This is a genomic window from Stenotrophomonas nitritireducens, from assembly GCF_001431425.1.
GTDB lineage: Bacteria > Pseudomonadota > Gammaproteobacteria > Xanthomonadales > Xanthomonadaceae > Stenotrophomonas > Stenotrophomonas nitritireducens.
This window is the reverse complement of the sequence record NZ_LDJG01000004.1, coordinates 61,507-79,936: the sequence shown is the minus strand read 5'-3', so window position 1 is coordinate 79,936 and position 18,430 is coordinate 61,507. Positions and strand designations below refer to the sequence as shown.

The following is an 18,430-nucleotide window of genomic DNA, read 5'->3' as shown; positions in this document are numbered from 1 at the left end:
AGCGTCGCCTTCAGCGTTTGAGCAGCACGAACAGCACCGCGGCGATGGCCAGCGCGCTGGTTGCGACCACCGCGCTGCGGCCGAACAGGCTGTTGTAAACGCGGCTGGGGCCGCTGCGTCCGTGGCGGGCGGCGTCGCGGGCGAGCATCGGCCCCATGATCCGCGGCAGCGTCACCAGATACTGGTAGTTGATCGCGCACATGCCCAGCGCCAGCGTCGCCAGGGACGCGACCAGCCCCACACGCAGGACCACCGCCAGCAGCGTGCTGCCGCAGAAAACGGCGGCGGTGGCGGTATGCAGGCGCATGAAGCGCTGCACCTGGGCGCGTTCGCCGGCCGATTCGGCGTAGCGCAGCAGGTACAGCCCGCCCAGCCAGGCTGCGGCGGTGCCGCCGATGGTGGCGCCCAGCACCAGCCCGAGATGGAAGCCGTCGGCCATCAGCGTGTTGGCGAGCATGCCCAGCGAGCCGCCGGCCGCGCCACCGCTCACGGCGGCGGCGCCCATGCTGCCGGCACCCAGCTTGCCGGCGCCGGCCAGGCCGGCGCTGCTGCCGATCACCACCGCGCTGGCGGTTCCCGGTGCGGCCACCATCAACAGCGAGCCGATCGCCGCGGCGAACGCGGTGCCTGGCGCACTGCTGCGCGCGAATTCGCCGAAGCGGCTCAGCATCTCCTCGCGCACGGTGGCGCGGGCGCGCGATAGGCGTTTGCGCACTGCCGCGTCGCTCAAACCCAGCAGGGCGGCGACCTGCTGTGAGCTCTGCCCTTCGCGATAGAACAGCAGCAGCGCTTCGCGGCTGTCCTCGGGCAGGGCGGAGATGATTTCCTCGGCGGCCAGTTCCTCTTCCACGCGCGCCATCGCCTCGGCGGCGCCGGGCGTGGGGTCGGCGGCCATGCCGATGGCGATCTCCGCCGCTTCGCCGCTGAGCGGGCGGTTGCGGTTGGCGCGCAGCCAGTCGCGGGCCAGGTTGCGGGTGATCTGCCGCAGCCAGGGCAGGAAGCTGGCCGCGTTGTTGAGCTGGTTGAGTTGCTGCCAGGCCTTGATGAAGGCTTCCTGGGCGATGTCCTCGCTGGCCTGCACGTCGCGGGTGATGGCCAGGGCGATCGCGGTCACCGTGTTCTGGCAGGCGACCACGATGCGCCCATAGGACTGCGCGCAGCCGCCGCGGGCGGCGGGCAGTTCGTGATGGAGCAGGGATTCGAGCGTGGTGGCGGTCATGGGCGGCTCCCGGTGGTCTGCAGGGCAGGACGGAGGCCGCCGGCCGATGTGACCGCCACGTTGCGGCTCAGGGTGTCGGCGGCGGAGCCGGGGCGGGCGCGGGATCGCGGGGCTGGATGCGCACGCGGAAGCCGTCCTCGCCGTCCTGGCCCGGCGCCGGCTGCACCTGCGGAGCCGGTACGGGGGGCGGTGCCTGTGTGCCGCGATGGCGCAGCACGACCACCAGCGCCACGCCGGCGATCACCAGCAGCAGCGCGATGCGGATGCGCCAGGCCCAGCCGCGGCTGTTGGACTGCGCCGGCGCGTCGCGGAAAGCGTACTCGGCGACCGGATGGTCGCGGCGGGTGGTATCGAGCAGGCGCGCGTCGCGCAGGATCTCGCGGGCGCGCGGCTGGTCGTCGGCGCGTACCACCCAGACCGTCGGCAGCTGCGCGTCGTTCTTCCTGTCCAGGTAGCTGAATTGGCCACGGCGCTTGCTGTGGTACGAACGACCGTTGGTCAGGCGTACCTCGATGCCGGCTTCGCGCAGCATGTTGGCCACGCCTTCGGCGTTCTCCACGCGCTGGCTGGTGAAGATCTTGCGCATGCTTACTCCCCGCCGCCTTCGCCGGCGGCCGGCGGCGCTACACGGATCAGTCCTTCCTGCGCGGTGCTGGCCACCAGCACGCCTTCGCGGGTGAAGAACTGGCCGCGCGCCAGGCCGCGCGCATCCTGCGCGCTGGGGCTGTCGAGCGAGTACAGCAGCCAGTCGTCCACGCGGAACGGGCGGTGGAACCAGATGGCATGGTCGAGCGAGGCCATCTGCACGTGCGGCTGGTAGTAGCTGATGCCGTGCGGGAAGGTGGCGGTGCCCAGCAGGTGGAAATCCGAGGCGTAGGCGAGCAGCGCCTGGTGCAGTTCCGGCGCGTCGCCGACGCGTTCGTTCAGGCGCATCCACACCTGGTGGTAGGGCGGGCGCTTGGGCGGGTTGAGTTCATCGCGCGGGTACACGTGGCGGAACTCGAACGGGCCGCCGCGCGAGAGCCAGCGCTGTACCTTCACCGGCAGGCGCTCCAGCACCTCCGGCGGCAGCGGGCGGTTGGGTTCGATGTCTTCCGGCTGCGGCACTTCAGGCATCTTGTGCTGGTGCTCGGCGCCGTGTTCGGCCTGCTGGAACGAGGCCGCGCAGAAGAAGATCACCTTGCCGTGCTGGATCGCGGTGACCCGCCGCACCGAGAAGCTGCCGCCGTCGCGGGTGCGGTCCACGTCGTAGATGATCGGGTGGTCGATGTTGCCGGCGCGCAGGAAGTAGGCGTGCAGCGAGTGCACGTGACGGCCGTTGCCGATGGTGGCCTGGGCGGCGGCCAGCGCCTGGCCCAGCACCTGCCCGCCGAACACGTACTTGGTGCCGATGTCGCGGCTCTGGCCCCGGAACAGGTTGTCCTCCAGCCGCTCCAGCGACAGCAGGTCGATCAGTTCGGGTACCACGGGGTCGGCGTTGGAGGACAAGACGGCGGGCCTGGGTTTCGACAGGCCGCGATTATAGCGGGCGGGGCCGGGCGGCCATGCGGTGCAGCCCGTGCCGCCGATGCCGTCCTTCCGCCGGTGCAGGGGCGGCCTCAATCGCGGCGAGGCTTTCCCGGACAGGTCCCCTCGCGCTCACGCCGCTCCCGCGCAGGTTCGTCGCCGAAGCCTCAGGCTTTGCCCAGCTTCGCGGCCAGCGCCTGCAGCGCGGCCTGCGCATCGGGCGAGTACCAGGCCTCGACGAAGCGCTCCAGCTGGATGTGCTGCGGCTGCATCGCCTCGTGCAGGTCGGCACGGGCGATGGCGCGGGTCAGCAACATCGGCTGGCGCGGCAGTTTCAGCTGCGCCTGCAGCCAGGCGATGGCCTGCGCGGCCACGGCGGCGGCGCCGTCGGCCAGTTCGTCCACCAGGCCGATCTCCAGCGCGCGCTCGGCGCTGACCAGTTGCCCGCCGGCCAGCAGTACGCCGGCGCGGTGCGTGCCGACCACGCGCCGCATCAGCCGCTGGATGCCTTCGGGCGCGACCAGGCCGACCTGCACTTCGTTCAGGCCGATCAGGTACGGCTTGGCAGGATCGACGCTGCGCGCCATCACCCGGTAATCGCAGCACAGCGCCAGCACGCAGCCGCCGGCCGGGGAATGCCCGGTCAGCGCGGCCACGACGGGGATGCGGCTTTCGGCCAGCGTGCGCGCCGCGCCGAAGAAGGCCTGCCAGCTGTCCATCAGCCGCTGCCGGTCTTCGCCATGGCGCAGCAGGCAGGGCACGTCCATGCCGCCGGTGAAGACGCGCTCGCTGCCGGACAGCACCACGCCCTGCACGTCATCGGCCATGGCCTGGTTCATCGCAGCGATGAGCGCGCGGCACAGTTCGGTATCCAGCGCATTGACCGGCGGCCGCGCCAGCCGCAGTTCGCGGATGGGGCCGTGGTTGATCGTGTCGATGAGCGTTGTCATGCTGCGGCCTCGAATTACGGCAGGGAGTCGAGGGTCCGATGATAACCAAACCATTCGCGTGCGTACTGTTGGTGGCTGCGAGCTTCGCGGCCACCGTTACCGCGCAGGCGGCCGAATCCACCTGCGTGCGCCTGAGCGAGGGCTGGATCCGCTTCCCGGCGATGGCGCACATGGCCGGCGGCTTCGGCCGCATCGACAACGCCTGCAAGGCGGACGTGGCGGTGACTTCGGTGCGCAGCGCGGCGTTCAAGGATGTGTCCCTGCACGAGACCACCCTGGTCGATGGCGTCAGCCGCATGCGCGAGATCGAACGCCTGCCGGTGGCGGCCGGGAAGGGCGTCGAGCTCAAGCCCGGTGGCCTGCACCTGATGCTGATGGACGGCGCCGGCCCCCTGCAGGAAGGCCAGCGCGTGCCCCTGCTGCTGGGCCTGTCCGACGGCACCGAGGTGCGTGGCGAGCTGGTGGTGCGCAAGCCCTGATCTTTCCTTCTCCCGCCGGGAGAAAGTGGCGCGAAGCGCCGGATGAGGGGGCGGGCGAAGCCTGGCGCATCCAGACAGCGCGAAGGCTTCGTCCCACCCCCTCTCCCGGAGAGAGAGGGGCTTGCAGTGCCATACGCGGTAAAATGGGCCGATTCCATCTATCGGTTATGTCATGGCCTGCCGCACCCGCTTCGCCCCCAGTCCCACCGGTTACCTGCACATCGGTGGCGCCCGCACCGCGCTGTACTGCTGGCTGGAGGCCCGCCACCGCGGCGGCGAGTTCGTGCTGCGCATCGAGGACACCGACCGCGAGCGCAGCACCCAGGCGGCGATCGACGCCATTCTCGAAGCGATGGACTGGCTGGGCCTGGACTACGACGAAGGCCCGGTCTACCAGACCGACCGCGTCGCCCGTTACAGGGAGGTGGCCGAGCAGCTGATCGCGTCGGGCAAGGCTTACTACGCCTACGAGACCAAGGAAGAACTGGACGCCATGCGCGAGGCCGCGATGGCCAAGCAGGAAAAGCCGCGCTACAACGGCGCCGCGCGCGATCTGGGCCTGCCGTTCAAGGACGACCCGAACCGCGTCATCCGCTTCAGGAACCCGCTGGAAGGCACGGTGGTGTTCGACGACCTGATCAAGGGCCGCATCGAGATCGCCAACAGCGAACTGGACGACATGGTCATCTTCCGCCCGGACGGCTACCCCACCTACAACTTCGCGGTGGTGGTGGACGACTGGGACATGGGCATCACCGAGGTCATCCGCGGCGACGACCACATCAACAACACCCCGCGCCAGATCAACCTGTACGAAGGCATCGGCGCGCCGGTGCCGAAGTTCGGCCACATGCCGATGATCCTGGACGAGCAGGGCGCCAAGCTGTCCAAGCGCACCGGTGCGGCCGACGTGATGCAGTACAGGGACGCCGGCTACCTGCCCGACGCGCTGCTGAGCTACCTGGCCCGGCTGGGCTGGTCGCACGGCGACCAGGAGCTGTTCAGCCGCCAGGAACTGATCGACCTGTTCGACGTGAAGGATTGCAATTCCAAGGCCTCGCGCCTGGACATGGCCAAGCTGGGCTGGGTCAACCAGCATTTCCTGAAGACCGAGGAGCCGGCCAGCATCGTGCCGCACCTGGTCTACCAGCTGGAAAAGCTGGGCTTGGACGTGGCGGCCGGCCCGGCGCCGGAGGACGTGGTGATCGCCCTGCGCGAGCGCGTGCAGACGCTGAAGGAAATGGCCGAGAAGGCGGTGGTCTGGTATCAGCCGTTGACCGAGTACGACGAAGCGGCCGTGGCCAAGCACTTCAAGGCCGGTGCCGACGTGGCGCTGGGCAAGGCCCGCGAACTGCTGGCGGCGCTGCCGCATTGGACCGCAGAGAGCGTCGGCGTCGCCCTGCACGACACCGCCGCCGCGCTGGAGATCGGCATGGGCAAGGTCGCCCAGCCGCTGCGCGTGGCCATCACCGGCACCCAGGTCAGCCCTGACATTTCGCACACGGTGTACCTGGCCGGCCGCGACGAAGCCTTGAAACGCATCGACGCCGCACTCATCAAGATCCCCAGGAACTGATTCCGTCGAGGCAGACATGACCGAGCACGAGCACAGCTGTACCGCCCCCCACCACCACGTCGACGACGCGGCGGGTTTCATCGCGGTGGTCGAACGGGTGTGCCGCGAGCGCGGGCTGCGGCTCACGCCGATCCGCGCCAACGTGCTGCGGCTGATCGCAGAGGCCGGCAAGCCGGTCAAGGCCTACGAACTGCTGGACTGGGTGCGCGAGGGCAAGGGCGTCGGTGCCGACGCCCCGCCCACGGTGTACCGCGCGCTGGATTTCCTGATGGCCAATGGCTTCGTGCACAAGCTGTCCTCGGTCAACTCCTTCGTCGCCTGCCACCACCCCAGCAGCAACCAGCATTCGGTGCCGTTCCTGATCTGCGACCGCTGCCACAGCGCGGTGGAGCTGGAGGACCGCGACATCGTCCGCCAGCTCGAAACCCGTGCCCGCGAACTGGGCTTCAAGCCGCAGGCGCAGACGCTGGAAGTGCATGGCCTGTGCGCTGACTGCGCCGGGTGAGCGAAGGCCGGGCGCTGCGGGCATGGCGCGCCGCAGGCATCGGGTGATGCCTGGAGGATTCCCCCGCGGGGCCTGCGCGTGCCGTGGGGTTGGATGGCCGTTGCCGTGGCGTTGTGGATCGCCTGCTTCGTCGTGTTTTCCGATTCGTGCCTCGGCCTGCGCGGCGCCGCTCCGGTCGGCCGGAGCCTGTTCGATTACCCGCAATCCCTGCTGATCGCGGCGACCGCCTTCCGGGGGCTGGCGGCGCTGGTGGCCACCTTCATGGCGAAGCGGGGATCGCTGGTCTGATGTTCCCGCTCGCCGGCGGGTGTCAATCGCCGACCTGCGGCGTTACTTCGTCGACGCATCGGCGCGGTAGACGACGTTGCCGTCCTTGATGGTCTGCAGCACCTTGATGGTGTGCAGTTCGGCCGGCGCGATGGTCAGCGGATTGTCCGAGAGCACTACCAGGTCGGCGCGCTTGCCGGTTTCGATCGAGCCTTTGCGGGCTTCTTCCGAGTACTGCCGCGCGGCCCACAGGGTGATGGATTTCAGCGCCTGCTCCGGGCTCACCCGCTGCGCCGGGCCGAGCACGCGGCCGCTGCGCGTGGTGCGGTTGACGGTGGCGTCGAGCACGCGCATCGCATCGGGGAACACTACCGGTGCGTCGTGGTGCGAGGTGAACACCATGCCCGCGTCCAGCACCCAGCGCGTGGGCGAAATGTTCTCCGCGCGCTCCGGGCCGAGCACCGAATCGCGGTGCCAATCGCCCCAGTAATAGGTGTGCATCGGGAACAGCGAGGGGAAGATGCCGAGGCGGCGCAGTTCGCCCACCTGGTCGCGGCGCAGGGTCTGGCCGTGGATCAGCACCGGCATCAGGCGCTTGCCCGGATGCGCGGCCTCGGCGACGGCCACGGCATGGATGAACTGGTCGATGGCGGCGTCGCCGTTGGCATGCGCCAGCACCTGCCAGCCGTTGTCCCAGGCCTTGCCGATCAGCGCGTCGGCCTGCGCGTCGCTGTAGGCGGGGTAGCCGGCGTAATCCGTCTTCTCGCCCACGGGCGCCTTGTAATAGGGCTGGGTCAACCAGGCGGTCTTGCCCTGCGGCGAACCGTCCAGGCTGATCTTCACCCCGCCGATGCGGAAGTGGTCGATGTAGTCCGGGCCGTAATAAGGGCCGCGCATCGCCGGGCTGTCCAGCGCCACCTGGATGTCGGGGTAGGCGACGACGTCGATCTTCAGCTTTCCCGCCTTGCCGGCCATCGGCAGCATCGCCAGCGTGCCGGCGTCGGTCTTGCCGTCCTGCGCGGTGGTGTAGCCGTATTTCATGTAGAGCGCCTGGCCGGCCTCGAGCATGGCCATCGCCTGCGCGGGTGTGAGCGCGGGCATCAGCCGCGCGAGCGCGAGGTTGTGCGCGCTCTCCTCCAATACGCCGTCGGGAACGCGGCTGCCGGGTTCGCGGCGGATCACTCCGCCTTCGGGATCGGGCGTGTCGGCGCCGATGCCGGCCTGTTCCAGCGCCTTGCTGTTGTAGGCACCCAGGTGCCCGGACTGGTGGATCAGGACCACCGGGACGTCGGTGGCGATGGCGTCCAGTTCGGTACGCGTCGGTGCGCGCTTCTCCGCCAGCTGCGATTCGTCGTAGCCGAAGCCGATCAGCACCTTGTAGCCGCCGGGTACGGTGGCCGCGGCGCGGAACCTGCGCATGATGTCCTGCAGCGCGGGAATCGAGTTGCCTTCGCCATCGGGCGCGGGCAGCAGGTTGGCCGACAGCGCCTGCAGGCCGACGCCGGAGACATGCCCGTGGCTGTCGATGAAGCCGGGCATCAGGGTGTGGCCTTGCAGGTCCACCTGGCACGCGCCGGGGCTGAAGGCAAGCGCAGCCTTGTGCGTGCCGACGAAGGCGATGTCGCCGCCGCGCACGACCACCGCTTCGGCCTGCGGCTGCCGGTCGTCCAGGGTGACGATCGGCCCGCCCGTGTACAGCGTGTCCGCCGCCTCGGCGGTGCCATGGAGTGCCGCCAGGATCGGCAGGGCCAACAACAGTTTCATGCGCGCGCTCCGCAGCCGCCGAAGATGCCGCAGCCTAGCGCGCCGGCGGCATGCGGAAAGTGATTGCGCTGCGGGGCCCCGCTGGATGGGGGCAACGCGGCCCGCTCAGGGCCGCGGCGCGCCGGCCGTATCCACTTCCACCACCACCGACATGCCGGGGCGCAGGCGTGCGGCCAGCGGCTGGCCGGGGTCGATGGCGATGCGGATGGGCAGGCGCTGCACGACCTTGGTGAAGTTGCCGCTGGCGTTGTCCGGCTTGAGCACGGCGAACTCCGAGCCGGTGGCCGGCGCGATCTGTTCGACATGGCCGCGCAGGCGCTGGCCCTGGAAGGCGTCGACGCTGAAGGTCGCCGGCTGGCCGATGGCCATCTTCCAGGTCTGTCCTTCCTTGAAGTTGGCCACGATCCACAGGCTGTCCGGCACCAGGAACAGCAATTGGGTGCCGGCGGTGACGTATTGGCCCAGCCGCACCGAGGCCTCGGACAGCTGGCCGTCGCGCGGGGCGCGGATGACGGTGTTGTCCAGGTCGATCCGCGCCAGTTCCAGCGCGGCCTCGGCGCTGGCGACCTTGGCTTCCAGTCCCTGGCGCGCGACGCGCGTAGCGGTGAGGTTTTCCTCGGCGATGCGGATGGCCGCCTGCGATTGCGCCACGCCCGCGCTGGCCGCCTGCGCGCCGGCGCGCAGCTTGTCGCGGTCGCTGCTGGACACCAGTTGCTGCGCGGCCAGCGTTTCATAACGCTGCAGTTCGGTGCGGCTGCGCTGCTGCTCGGCCTGGCCGGCCGACAGGTTGGCGTGTGCGGAGGCGATCTGCGCACGGTTCTGCGCCTGGCTCTGGTCGGAATTGGCCAGCTGCGCGCGCGCATCGGCCAGCGCCGCCTCGGCCTGGTCGACCTTCTGCCGGTAGGTGCGCTCGTCGATGCGCAGCAGCGGCTGGCCCTGCGTCACATGGTCGAAGTCCTTCACCAGCACCTCGGTGACGTAGCCGCTGACCTGCGGCGCCAGCACCGTGACCTGCCCGCGCACATAGGCATCGTCGGTATGCATGTGGCTGCTGTTGAACGGCCACAGCTGCCAGGCGCGCAGGATCAGGGTCAGCCCGACCAGGGCGATGACCACCATCACCACCACGCTGGTACGGCTGGGCGTGTTGTATTTGGAGACCGGCGCCGACGCCGCTGCCGCCTCGCCATCGCTGGCGTCGGTGATCGGCTCGTCGGGGTTGCCGGGGTTTTCCTGTTTGTCGCTCATGTCGTCTGCTTCATCTGGAGGGCGTGGCGGCCGCGGCCGGCCGTATCGCTTTTTTTACGGTGGGATTGCGGAACAGCACTTCCAGCAGCAGCCAGCTGAGGAAGCCGATCGCCAGCCAGCCGCTCAGCGCGAACACGTCGTTGAAGGCGCGCACGTTGGCCTCGCGTCTGGCGGCCTGCGCCAGCGCCGCGGCGGCCTGCGCCTGGCGTTGTACCGGGTCGGTGATCAGGCGGGCGTAGCCCTGCTGCTGCACGCGCAGGCGCTGGGCGACGACCGGGTCGGCCGGGTCCAGCTGGCTGACCAGCTGGCTGGAATACACATGCTCGCGGTGCAGCTGGTAGCTGCCCAGCAGCGCCGAACCGGCCAGGCCGCCGAAGGTCTGGGTCAGCGACAGCACCACGATGAAGGACACGATGTGGTCCAGCCCGCGCGCCATGGCCTGGCGGATGCCCATCAGCATCAGCGGGCCCATGAACATGCCGCTGCCGACTGCCGCCAGGAACTGGCTCAGCGCGAAATCCATCGGCCGGTCCAGGCTGGTGCGGTGCTGGTCGAGGAAGGCGGCGCTGCCGAGCAGGATGATCGAGGCCAGCAGCTGCGGGATCAGCGCCTTCGGCCCGAAGGTCAGCGCGCCGGCGGCGATGCCGACCAGCACGCCGAGCAGGATCACCGCGAACAGCGGCGCCATCTGGTCCGGCCCCATGCCCAGCGTGCGCATCATCGTGACCATGCCGTAGGACTGCTCGTTGGTCAGGAAGCGGATCAGGAACGCGCCGGCGATGAAGCGCAGCATCGTCGGCCCCATCAGCCAGCGGATCTGCAGCAGCGGGTTGCGGCGGTAGTGCTCGATCAGGAACGCCGCCAGGATCAATGCCGTCGCCGCGGCCAGCAGCCAGCCCAGCCACGGCGTGTCGAACCACCAGTGCAGGTAGCCCTGGCTGAGCACGATGACCAGCATCGCCAGCGCCGGCGCGAGGATGGCGAAGGTGACGAAGTCCAGCGGCTCGAACACCTTGATCTGGATGCCCGGCGGCAGCTTGAGGATCACCACCGCGGCGAACGCGCACAGCGCCAGCCCGGCCTCGAACAGATAAAGGTTGTGCCACTCGCCGTGGTCGAGCAGGCCGGGCGAGACCAGCCATGCCAGCGGCACCGCCAGCTGCGACAGGCTCATGCCGACCACGAGCAGGTTGCCTACGTACTTCCTCGGCAGCGCCTGCAGCATGTACAGCGTGCCCAGCGTGGTGCAGGCCGCGCCGGCGAAACCGCTGGCCGCGCGCACCAGCATGGTGGTCGTCAGCCCGCCCACGGCCAGGTGCAGCACCGCCAGCGCGGCGTAGACGCCCAGGCCGAGTTCGGCGAACAGGCGGATGCCGTATTCCTGGCGGAATTTGAACACCAGCAGGTTGGCGGTGACGTTGACCATTATGTAGGCCGCCACCAGCCAGTTGGCCTCGGTCGGCTGCAGGCCCATCTGCCCCTGGATCCACGGCAGGTTGGCGCTGAGCAGCGCATTGCCGAGGCCGCCGGTGATCGCCACCAGCACCGCCACCGCCGCGTAGGCCGCACGCCGGTGCGGCGGGTGCCAGGGCATCGACGCGGAGCCGGGCAGGGTGGGTTTTTCGTGCTCCTCCCAGTCGGGAATCGGCTTGAGCGGCTTCATGCGTCCGCTCCGGCGGATGCGGCCAGGCCTGGGCGCAGCAACTGCAGCGCGCGCGTGGCGAGACGGGCGCGGTCGGCGCGGGTGCGTCCGCGCAGCGCGGCGCCGAGCATGCTCGAAACCAGCGACAGGTCGGCCAGTTCCAGGTCGGCCCGGCACAGCCCGGCGGCGCGCGCGCGCAGCAGGGCCGGCTCCATCAGCTTCAGCACCCGCTGGCGGGCGGCGCGGATCGGCGGGTCGTTTTGGTCCACGGCGCGCCAGTAATCGGCCAACGCCGGCGAATGCACGATGCGCCGGGCCATGCCGCCGATCAGCTCGAACAGGGCATCGTCGCGTTCGCCCAGTTCGGCCACGTGCGCCCGGATCTTCTCGACCGTGCGTTGGAGCAGCGCCTCGATCAGCGCGGCGCGGTCGGGGAAGTTGCGGTACAGCGTGGCGCGGCCGACGCCGGCACGTTCCACCACCAGGTCCAGCGGGGCGGTGATGCCGTGTTCGCCGAACACGGCATCGGCCGCGTCCAACAGCTGGGCGCGACGCGCGGCGGCATCGGAACGGATCGAGGTCATGCGCATATGATCCGGACAAAAGTGTCCGCTTACAATGAGGGCGGTGTGAAACGCCGTGTCCGGCAAAGCGGCCATTCAGCCTTGCGGCGGGAAGGGCACCCGATGCCGCAAAGCAAGGAAGGGGCCTTGCGGCCCCTTCCTTTGCTGCTTCTTCGTCAGTGCGCCGGTCAGAACCAGGCGCGGATGCCGAAGGCGACGCCGCGGCCGGGCAGCGGCGAATAGTCGCGCAGCAGCGAGGTATGCGGCCGGGCTTCGCGGTTGGTCAGGTTGCTGCCGTCCAGGAACAGCTCGTAGCTGTTGCTGCCGTTGCGGTCCCAGCGGTAGGCCAGGTGCGCATCGACCAGGGTGTAGCCGGCGCTGGGCGCCTCGTTCAACGCCACATCCTTCTGGCTGCCATAGCGGATCGCCCCCAGCGAGGCGCGCCAGCCGTCGCGCGCCCAGCGCAGGTCGGCGCCGATGCGCGCCGGCGCGATCCGCGGCAGGTAGCCGCCATTGGCCAGGTCCACGCTGTAGCCGTGGCTGTGGTCGCCGTGCGGCACGGCGATGTCCGCGCGGCGGCTGCCGCTGCCGTCCAGTTCGGCCTTCACGTAATCGCCGAACACGCGCAGGTCCCAGTCGCCGCTGTCGCCCTGCACCAGGTGGAACATGGCTTCGGCCTCGGCGCCCTTGAAGGTGGCGTCGTGCTGGGTCCAGGCCCGGACCGGCAGCCCCTGTTCGACCACGCCGGTATCGGCCAGGTAGATGAAGTCCTTGAACTTCGTCTGGTAGATCGATGCCGAGACATCGACGCGGTCGCTATGAGCGTGCAGGCCCAGTTCCATGCGCTGGCCGCGCTCGGTATCCAGATTGGCATCGCCGATCTCCAGCGAACGCGTGGCGATGTGGGCACCGGCCGCGTACAGCTCTTCGTTGGTGGGCGCACGCTCGGAACGGTCCACGCCGAAGCGCAGGTCGAAACCGTCGCTGATCGTCCAGATGCCGGCGGCGGACAGGTTGGTGGCGCCGAAATCGCGCCCGCGCTGGCCATCGTCGGGGCTGAGCTTGACCCGGTCATGGCGGCCGCCCAGTTCCAGCTTGAGCGGTCCGAAGCGCTTTTCCTGCAGCACGAACAGGCCCAGCGTGTCGGTGCTGGTGCCCGGCACGAAGGCCTCCTCGCCCAGCGCGCCGAAGTCGCTGCTGCCGAACTGCAGGCCGAACGCGCCACTCCAGCCTGCGACCGGGCGCTGTACCGCTTCCACGCGGCCTTCCACGCCCTTGTTGGTGAAGCGGGTGGACGGCGTGCCGGCCTCCAGTTCGGTGTGCTCGTAGTCGGTCCAGGCGGCGCGGACGGTGAGGCTCTGCAGGAACGGCAGCGGGTCGTAGAGCCCGCCCTTCACGTCGAAGCGGTTCTGCACCATGTCGATGCGCACATCGTGCTCGCCTTCGTCGGCGGCGCCGGCATCGGCATGATCGTGGTCGTGACCGTCGTGGTCATGGTCGTCGTCGGCATGCACGTGGGCACCATTGGGGATGCCGTAGTTGCTGCGATAGGTGCCCAGCGAGGCGCCAAGGAAGCCCGACTCGCCCAGCCAGGTGGCGCCGACGCCGCCGGCGCGGGTGCGCATCGAGCTGTTCTCCAGGCGCCCGCGCGGGCCGAGTTCGCCATCGTGGTCGTCATGGTCGTGGTCATGGTCCACATCCAGCGCCGCGGGGTCTATCGCGTACCCGGGGATGTGGAAGTCGTCGCCATTGCGCACCAGGCCGTCGACGTGCAGGACGAGGTTGCCGCCGCTGACGCCGTCGAGCCTGAACATGCCGCTGCGCTCGTTGTTGACGCTGTTGCCGCGCAGTTCGGCGCGGCCGCTCAGGGGGCGGTCGGGCAGGTCGCTGGCGATGCGCCCGTCGACCACGTTGACCGCGCCGCCGATGGCGCCGCTGCCGAACAGCAGGGTCGCCGGGCCCTTCAGCACTTCGATCTGGTCGGCCAGGAACGGCTCGATGCTGGTGGCATGGTCGGCGCTGACGGTGGAGGCGTCCATGTTGCCGACGCCATTGGCGACCACCGCCACGCGCGGGCCCTCCTGCCCGCGGATGACCGGTCGGCCCACGCCGGGGCCGAAATAGGTGGTCTGTACGCCGGGCATGCGCGAGATGGTGTCGCCGAGCGTGGCGCCCTTGCGCGCGTCCAGTTCCTCGCCGGTCAGCACGGCGACCGGACGGGCCAGCGATTCGGCATCATTCTGCAGCGGGGAGGCGGTGACCTTGACCGCGGACAGTTCGGTCAGGTGATGGCTCTGTCCGTCGGTGTCGTCGGCGGCCTGGGCGGCGGGAAAGGCCGCGGCGAGCGCCAGGAACAGGGCGTGGCGGGCGAGGTGCGGCTTGGCGCGGGTGGGAATCTGTCGGGTCATGGTGTTGTTACTTTGTATCAATGGAGGGGCGCAGAACGGCTTGAACGGGCTGCGATGGGAAAAGGGGGAGCCGGGCGGGACGATAATGTTATATTATTCCATAACGCGCCGCCGCCCCTGCTGAAAGTCATGCCGCCGAAATCGTCCCGCCAGTTCCTTGACCGCTTCGGCGCCGCCGGCTCGCTGCTGTGCGCGGTGCATTGCGCGGCGTTGCCGGCATTGCTGGCGCTGGCTCCCTCGCTGGGGTTGTCGTTCTGGTTGAGCGATGGTGTCGAGCAGGCGGTGGTGGTCTTCGTGACTTTCCTCGGCCTGTTCAGTCTGCTCTGGGGTTACCGCCGCCACCGCGCGCTGCGCGCGCTGGCGCTGCTGGTCCCGGGGCTGGCGCTGCTCTGGGCCGGCCTGTTGCACGCCGGACTGCACCATTCGCAGGTGCCGCACGCGGTGGTGATGACCGTCGGCGGCGTGCTGGTGGGGTTGGCCCATCTGATGAACCTCAGGCTCAACCACCTGCACGTGCACGACGCCAGCTGCGCACATTGAGGGGCGCATGTTAGGCTTCCACCTCACGCGCGGGGGCGCTGCTACAGCGGCCTCGCCGAACCCGTGTCAGTACGGGGCAATCTGATTTCAAACCAAGGAGTTGACGACATGGGTAAGGGTGACCGCAAGACCGCCAAGGGCAAGCGCTACAACGCCAGCTACGGCAATGCGCGTTCGCATTCGGTGAGCAAGGTGGCCGTGGGCGCAGCTGCGCCGGTCGCCAAGAAGACTGTCGCCAAGGCGCCGGCCAAGAAGGCCGTGGCCAAGAAGACGGTGGCCAAGGCCGGTTGATCCCGGTCTGGCAGCAGCCAAAAAGCGGCGCTTGCGCCGCTTTTTTGTTGCCCGGCCAAGGGGCGGTGAAGAGGGATCGCCCCCGGTGGGGGTCAGTCCGGCTTGCGCAGCGCCTGCAGCAGTGTCTCCGGGTCGCCATCGTTGGGGGCCGCGGTGATGCCGGTCAGCCGCGCCAGCAGCGGGTAGACGTCGACGTTGTCGAAGCGCGGCAGCAGCACGCCCTGCCGGAACGACGGGCCGCGGGCGACGAAGACCGCCTGCATCGACGGCAGCGCCGGGTCGTAGCCGTGCGAACCGCGGCTGCCGGGCGAGCGCCTGGCGATGCTCCTGCGGGTCAGCGCGTCCCAGCCTTCATGCATCTGGCAGACGATGGGCGGGATGCGCGGATGGGTGCCGTAGTGCCAGCGGGCCGGCAGTTGTTCCTTCTTCCAGCAGTCGTAGTGCGGGTGCGCGCCGAGCAGCACCTTTTCCGCCTCCTGCTCGCGGCCGGGCTGCGGGGCGAAGCCGACCGACTGGCCGACCGACACTTCGCGTGCGATTTCCGGCGCGACCATGTCTTCGGTAGCGATCACCTGTCCGGCCGGGACGCTGGCCATGCCGTGGTCGGAAACCACGATCACGTTGGTCCGGTCGAGCAGGCCATCGCGGCGCATGCCGTCCAGCAGCAGGCCGATGGCCGCGTCCACTTCGTGCAGCGCGGCGGCGTACTCGGGCGAATCCGGGCCATGGTTGTGCCCGGCCTTGTCTACCGGCTCCATGTAGGCGGCGACCATGCGCGGTTTGCGGCCGTCGGGGGCGCCTTCCAGCCATGACAGCACCAGCTTCATGCGCTCGGGCAGGGGCACGCTTTCGTCGTAGGCATGCCACTGGCTGGCGTGCACGCCCTGGATGGCGGCTTCGCTGCCGGGCCATGACCAGGTGGCGCTCTTGTAGCCGGCCTTCTCCACGCCGACCCAGATCGGCTCGCCGCCCCACCACGCCGGGTTGGTCACCGCGTCGCGGTCGTCGAGGCGGAAGTCGCCCAGGTCCTCGGCGCGCATGCTGTTGTGGATGATGCCGTGGTGGTCAGGGCGCAGGCCGGTGACCAGCGTGTAGTGGTTGGGGAAGGTGAGCGAGGGATAGGACGGCGACATGCCGACCGAGCGCACGCCTTCGCGGGCGAGGCGGGCGAGGTTGGGGCTGTAGCCGCGCTCGATCATGTCCGCGCGCAGGCCGTCGATGGACAGCAGCAGGACGGTGGGCGGCGCGGAGGCGGAGGGTGCCGGTGTCGTGGCACAGGCGGCGAGCAGGGCGCAGGCCAGGGCCGCGACGGGGAAGCGGAAGGAAACCATTCCCCCATGATAGGCGGCATTCGTTACGCGACGAATACGACTTTTGACCCGGGCTTTTTCCCGGATCGGTCGAATGCTCAGCCGAACAGGTCGCCGACCCGCGCGCCATCGTTGCCGATGCCTTCCAGGCGCAGCAGCGCCGCCTTGGTCGGCAGGCCGCCGCCGAAACCGGTCAGCGTGCCGTCGTTGCCGATCACCCGGTGGCAGGGCAGCACGATCGGCAGCGGGTTGCGGCCGTTGGCGGCGCCCACGGCGCGGGTCGCGGTGGGACGGCCGATGCGCTGCGCCAGCTGGCGATAGCTCCAGGTGCCGCCGAACGGGATTTCGGCCAGCGCATGCCAGACCTGCAGCTGGAATTCGGTGCCGACCGGCGCCAGCGCCAGATCGAAGCCGCGGCGCCGGCCATGCAGGTAGTCCAGCAGTTGCCGGCGCGGTTCGGCGACGGCGGCCGGGTCGTGCCGCCACTGCTCGCGGCCCTTGGCGTCATGGCGGTTCTGCGCGAACAGGATGTGGCGCAGGCCGGTGGCATCGGCGGCGACGGTGAGCGGGCCGATGGGAGTGTCGAAGCGGTCGTAGTAGAGGGTCATTGCCCGGGTTCCTTGTTCGGTTCTGCGGCCAGGTGCCAGAGGTGGAGCACGGCGTAGGCGCGCCAGGGACGCCATGCCTGCGAGCGGGCCTCGGTGGCGCGTTCGCTCAGGCGCTGGCCTTCGCCCAGTACCTGCTGCAGCACGAGGTCGCCGGCGGGGAAGGCGTCGGGCATGCCCAGCGCACGCAGCGCCATGTAGTGCGCGGTCCACGGGCCGATGCCGGGCAGGGCGGTGGCCTGGTGGACGAACTGTTCCAGGGTCTGCGAGCGGCTGAATTCCAGCCGGCCTTCGGCGCAGGCCAGCGCCACCGCGCGCAGGGTGGCCGCACGGGTGCGCGGCAGGCCGATGCTTTCCAGTGGCGCCTCGGCCAGTACGGCGGGCGTGGGGAATTGCCGGTCCAGGCCGTCGGGCATGTCCGGCAGGACGTGTCCGAACCGGTCGACCAGCCGTCGCGCCAGCGTGGTGGCCGCGGCGACGCTGACCTGCTGGCCGAGCACGGCGCGCGCGGCGACCTCGAAGCCGTCCCAGCCGCCGGGGATGCGCAGGCCCGGGCGCCGGGCGATGCCGCGCGCCAGCAGCGGTTCGTGCACCAGGCAGGCATGGACGGTAGCCAGGTCGGCATCGAGGTCGAACACGCGCCGAACCTTCGCCACGATTGCCGGGATCGCGCGCGCATCAGTGGTGCCCAGCTGCAGGCGCAGCTCCGGACGTTTCGGATCGGCGCTGACCCGGATCAGGCTGGCGCGGCCGTCGGCGACGATCACGCGCTGGTAGCTGCCGGCGTCGATGCGTTCGATGCCGGGGATCGCCCGCTTGCGCAGGAAGGCGAGCATCGCCGGGAAATCCAGCGGCGGGCGATAGGCCAGCCGCAGCACCGGTTCGCCGCCGGCCACCGCGCCGTGGCGCTTGCGCAGCGCGCTTGGCGGCATGCCGCAGCCGGCGAGGAAGGCGGCGTTGAAGCGGCGCAGGCTGTTGAAACCGGCCGCCAGCGCCACCTCGGTGACCGGCAGGTGGGTTTCGGTCAGCAACTGCTTGGCCAGCAGCAGGCGGCGGGTGGCGTGCAGCTGCGCGGGCGTCGCGCCGAGCCGGGCCACGAACAGCCGCTGCAACTGGCGCGCGCTCAACTCCATCGCCTCGGCCAGCGCGGCGGCGGGCTGGTCCTGCAGGATGCCTTCGTCCAGCAGCGCCAACGCGCGGTGCAGGGTGTGGTCCTGCATGAAGTTGGCATCGTCCGGCGACAGTTCGGGCCGGCAGCGCAGGCACGGACGGTAGCCGGCCGCAGCCGCGGCCGCGGCGGTGGGGTAGTAACTGACGTTGTCGCGGCGCGGCGGCGGCGCCGGGCATACCGGCCGGCAGTAGATGCCGGTGCTGCGCACGGCGGTGAAGAACAGCCCGTCGAAGCGCGCATCGCGGGCCAGGCGGGCCTGTTCGCATTGTTCGTGGCTGGGCAGGGCGGGACCGTTCATGGCGCCCAGTCTAGGCCCGGCGGCAGGTGCGTACTGGCCGTTTCCGGACATCAATGCTCATGACGGATCGTCAGTTCAGGAGGCATTG

At 69.9% G+C, this 18,430-nt stretch carries 18 protein-coding genes; 6 read left to right on the top strand and 12 right to left on the bottom strand.

Annotated features, from left to right (window positions below):
• Positions 1–10 precede the first annotated feature (10 nt).
• The 4 genes from ABB22_RS03720 to ABB22_RS03705 all read right to left on the bottom strand — a co-directional run bounded on the left by ABB22_RS03720 (position 11) and on the right by ABB22_RS03705 (position 3,675).
• Positions 11–1,219 carry an RNA polymerase sigma factor gene (locus tag ABB22_RS03720; protein ID WP_055764388.1) on the bottom strand — a complete coding sequence of 403 codons (1,209 nt, stop codon included), beginning with the start codon at positions 1,217–1,219 and terminating at the stop codon, positions 11–13.
• A gap of 67 nt (positions 1,220–1,286) precedes the next feature.
• Positions 1,287–1,805, bottom strand: coding sequence for a putative signal transducing protein (locus ABB22_RS03715; RefSeq protein ID WP_055764390.1), 519 nt, complete (start codon positions 1,803–1,805; stop codon positions 1,287–1,289).
• A gap of 2 nt (positions 1,806–1,807) precedes the next feature.
• Positions 1,808–2,707, bottom strand: a complete 900-nt coding sequence (tesB, locus tag ABB22_RS03710; RefSeq protein WP_055764392.1) for an acyl-CoA thioesterase II — start codon at positions 2,705–2,707, stop codon at positions 1,808–1,810.
• Positions 2,708–2,892: 185 nt separating this feature from the next.
• Positions 2,893–3,675, bottom strand: coding sequence for an enoyl-CoA hydratase/isomerase family protein (locus tag ABB22_RS03705; RefSeq protein WP_055764393.1), 783 nt, complete (start codon positions 3,673–3,675; stop codon positions 2,893–2,895).
• A 38-nt stretch (positions 3,676–3,713) separates the two neighbouring features.
• On the opposite strand from ABB22_RS03705, the gene ABB22_RS03700 reads away from it, so the two are divergent.
• From ABB22_RS03700 to ABB22_RS03685, 4 genes are all read left to right on the top strand, one after another.
• A complete protein-coding gene (locus ABB22_RS03700; RefSeq protein ID WP_055764395.1) occupies positions 3,714–4,154 on the top strand; it encodes a copper chaperone PCu(A)C in 441 nt (146 codons plus the stop codon).
• Between the two features lie 172 nt (positions 4,155–4,326).
• Complete coding sequence (gene gltX / locus ABB22_RS03695) at positions 4,327–5,730, top strand: glutamate--tRNA ligase (RefSeq protein ID WP_055764397.1); 1,404 nt, start codon at positions 4,327–4,329, stop codon at positions 5,728–5,730.
• Positions 5,731–5,746: 16 nt separating this feature from the next.
• Positions 5,747–6,235 (top strand): transcriptional repressor, encoded by a 489-nt coding sequence (locus ABB22_RS03690; protein ID WP_055764398.1) that lies wholly within the window; start codon positions 5,747–5,749, stop codon positions 6,233–6,235.
• Between the two features lie 93 nt (positions 6,236–6,328).
• Positions 6,329–6,523 carry a hypothetical protein gene (locus ABB22_RS03685; RefSeq protein ID WP_055764400.1) on the top strand — a complete coding sequence of 65 codons (195 nt, stop codon included), beginning with the start codon at positions 6,329–6,331 and terminating at the stop codon, positions 6,521–6,523.
• Positions 6,524–6,565: 42 nt separating this feature from the next.
• Here the strand turns inward: ABB22_RS03685 and ABB22_RS03680 are convergent, their stop codons facing one another.
• The 5 genes from ABB22_RS03680 to ABB22_RS03660 all read right to left on the bottom strand — a co-directional run bounded on the left by ABB22_RS03680 (position 6,566) and on the right by ABB22_RS03660 (position 14,127).
• Entirely contained in the window at positions 6,566–8,266 is a 1,701-nt protein-coding gene (locus ABB22_RS03680; RefSeq protein WP_055764402.1) for an amidohydrolase, read from the bottom strand.
• 105 nt (positions 8,267–8,371) lie between these two features.
• Positions 8,372–9,514: an HlyD family secretion protein gene (locus ABB22_RS03675; protein WP_082443453.1), complete on the bottom strand. Its 1,143-nt coding sequence runs from the start codon at positions 9,512–9,514 to the stop codon at positions 8,372–8,374.
• A gap of 10 nt (positions 9,515–9,524) precedes the next feature.
• Positions 9,525–11,177, bottom strand: a complete 1,653-nt coding sequence (locus ABB22_RS03670) for an MFS transporter (protein ID WP_055764404.1) — start codon at positions 11,175–11,177, stop codon at positions 9,525–9,527.
• Positions 11,174–11,740, bottom strand: a complete 567-nt coding sequence (locus ABB22_RS03665; protein ID WP_055765337.1) for a TetR/AcrR family transcriptional regulator — start codon at positions 11,738–11,740, stop codon at positions 11,174–11,176. The genes ABB22_RS03670 and ABB22_RS03665 overlap by 4 nt, the downstream gene beginning before the upstream one ends.
• A 167-nt stretch (positions 11,741–11,907) precedes the next feature.
• Positions 11,908–14,127: a TonB-dependent receptor gene (locus ABB22_RS03660; protein WP_055764406.1), complete on the bottom strand. Its 2,220-nt coding sequence runs from the start codon at positions 14,125–14,127 to the stop codon at positions 11,908–11,910.
• A gap of 129 nt (positions 14,128–14,256) precedes the next feature.
• Here ABB22_RS03660 and ABB22_RS03655 point away from each other — a divergent pair, with 129 nt between their 5' ends.
• Together ABB22_RS03655 and ABB22_RS03650 are read left to right on the top strand one after the other, a co-directional pair.
• Positions 14,257–14,667 carry a MerC domain-containing protein gene (locus tag ABB22_RS03655; protein WP_055764408.1) on the top strand — a complete coding sequence of 137 codons (411 nt, stop codon included), beginning with the start codon at positions 14,257–14,259 and terminating at the stop codon, positions 14,665–14,667.
• Between the two features lie 108 nt (positions 14,668–14,775).
• Positions 14,776–14,958 (top strand): 30S ribosomal protein THX, encoded by a 183-nt coding sequence (locus ABB22_RS03650; protein WP_054666917.1) that lies wholly within the window; start codon positions 14,776–14,778, stop codon positions 14,956–14,958.
• A 92-nt stretch (positions 14,959–15,050) separates the two neighbouring features.
• Here the strand turns inward: ABB22_RS03650 and ABB22_RS03645 are convergent, their stop codons facing one another.
• The 3 genes from ABB22_RS03645 to ABB22_RS03635 all read right to left on the bottom strand — a co-directional run bounded on the left by ABB22_RS03645 (position 15,051) and on the right by ABB22_RS03635 (position 18,342).
• Positions 15,051–16,289 (bottom strand): alkaline phosphatase family protein, encoded by a 1,239-nt coding sequence (locus tag ABB22_RS03645; protein ID WP_055764410.1) that lies wholly within the window; start codon positions 16,287–16,289, stop codon positions 15,051–15,053.
• Between the two features lie 77 nt (positions 16,290–16,366).
• Positions 16,367–16,876, bottom strand: a complete 510-nt coding sequence (locus ABB22_RS03640; RefSeq protein ID WP_055764412.1) for a methylated-DNA--[protein]-cysteine S-methyltransferase — start codon at positions 16,874–16,876, stop codon at positions 16,367–16,369.
• Positions 16,873–18,342, bottom strand: a complete 1,470-nt coding sequence (locus ABB22_RS03635) for a DNA-3-methyladenine glycosylase 2 family protein (RefSeq protein WP_055764414.1) — start codon at positions 18,340–18,342, stop codon at positions 16,873–16,875. The genes ABB22_RS03640 and ABB22_RS03635 overlap by 4 nt, the downstream gene beginning before the upstream one ends.
• Between the last annotated feature and the right edge of the window lie 88 nt (positions 18,343–18,430).

Coding starts and splice junctions, on each gene's coding strand:
- ABB22_RS03720 (WP_055764388.1), bottom strand. CDS start 1,219: ATGACCGCCACCACGCTCGAATCCCTGCTCCATCACGAACTGCCCGCC.
- ABB22_RS03715 (WP_055764390.1), bottom strand. CDS start 1,805: ATGCGCAAGATCTTCACCAGCCAGCGCGTGGAGAACGCCGAAGGCGTG.
- ABB22_RS03705 (WP_055764393.1), bottom strand. CDS start 3,675: ATGACAACGCTCATCGACACGATCAACCACGGCCCCATCCGCGAACTG.
- ABB22_RS03700 (WP_055764395.1), top strand. CDS start 3,714: ATGATAACCAAACCATTCGCGTGCGTACTGTTGGTGGCTGCGAGCTTC.
- gltX (WP_055764397.1), top strand. CDS start 4,327: ATGGCCTGCCGCACCCGCTTCGCCCCCAGTCCCACCGGTTACCTGCAC.
- ABB22_RS03690 (WP_055764398.1), top strand. CDS start 5,747: ATGACCGAGCACGAGCACAGCTGTACCGCCCCCCACCACCACGTCGAC.
- ABB22_RS03685 (WP_055764400.1), top strand. CDS start 6,329: ATGGCCGTTGCCGTGGCGTTGTGGATCGCCTGCTTCGTCGTGTTTTCC.
- ABB22_RS03680 (WP_055764402.1), bottom strand. CDS start 8,266: ATGAAACTGTTGTTGGCCCTGCCGATCCTGGCGGCACTCCATGGCACC.
- ABB22_RS03675 (WP_082443453.1), bottom strand. CDS start 9,514: ATGAGCGACAAACAGGAAAACCCCGGCAACCCCGACGAGCCGATCACC.
- ABB22_RS03670 (WP_055764404.1), bottom strand. CDS start 11,177: ATGAAGCCGCTCAAGCCGATTCCCGACTGGGAGGAGCACGAAAAACCC.
- ABB22_RS03665 (WP_055765337.1), bottom strand. CDS start 11,740: ATGACCTCGATCCGTTCCGATGCCGCCGCGCGTCGCGCCCAGCTGTTG.
- ABB22_RS03660 (WP_055764406.1), bottom strand. CDS start 14,127: ATGACCCGACAGATTCCCACCCGCGCCAAGCCGCACCTCGCCCGCCAC.
- ABB22_RS03655 (WP_055764408.1), top strand. CDS start 14,257: ATGCCGCCGAAATCGTCCCGCCAGTTCCTTGACCGCTTCGGCGCCGCC.
- ABB22_RS03650 (WP_054666917.1), top strand. CDS start 14,776: ATGGGTAAGGGTGACCGCAAGACCGCCAAGGGCAAGCGCTACAACGCC.
- ABB22_RS03645 (WP_055764410.1), bottom strand. CDS start 16,289: ATGGTTTCCTTCCGCTTCCCCGTCGCGGCCCTGGCCTGCGCCCTGCTC.
- ABB22_RS03640 (WP_055764412.1), bottom strand. CDS start 16,876: ATGACCCTCTACTACGACCGCTTCGACACTCCCATCGGCCCGCTCACC.
- ABB22_RS03635 (WP_055764414.1), bottom strand. CDS start 18,342: ATGAACGGTCCCGCCCTGCCCAGCCACGAACAATGCGAACAGGCCCGC.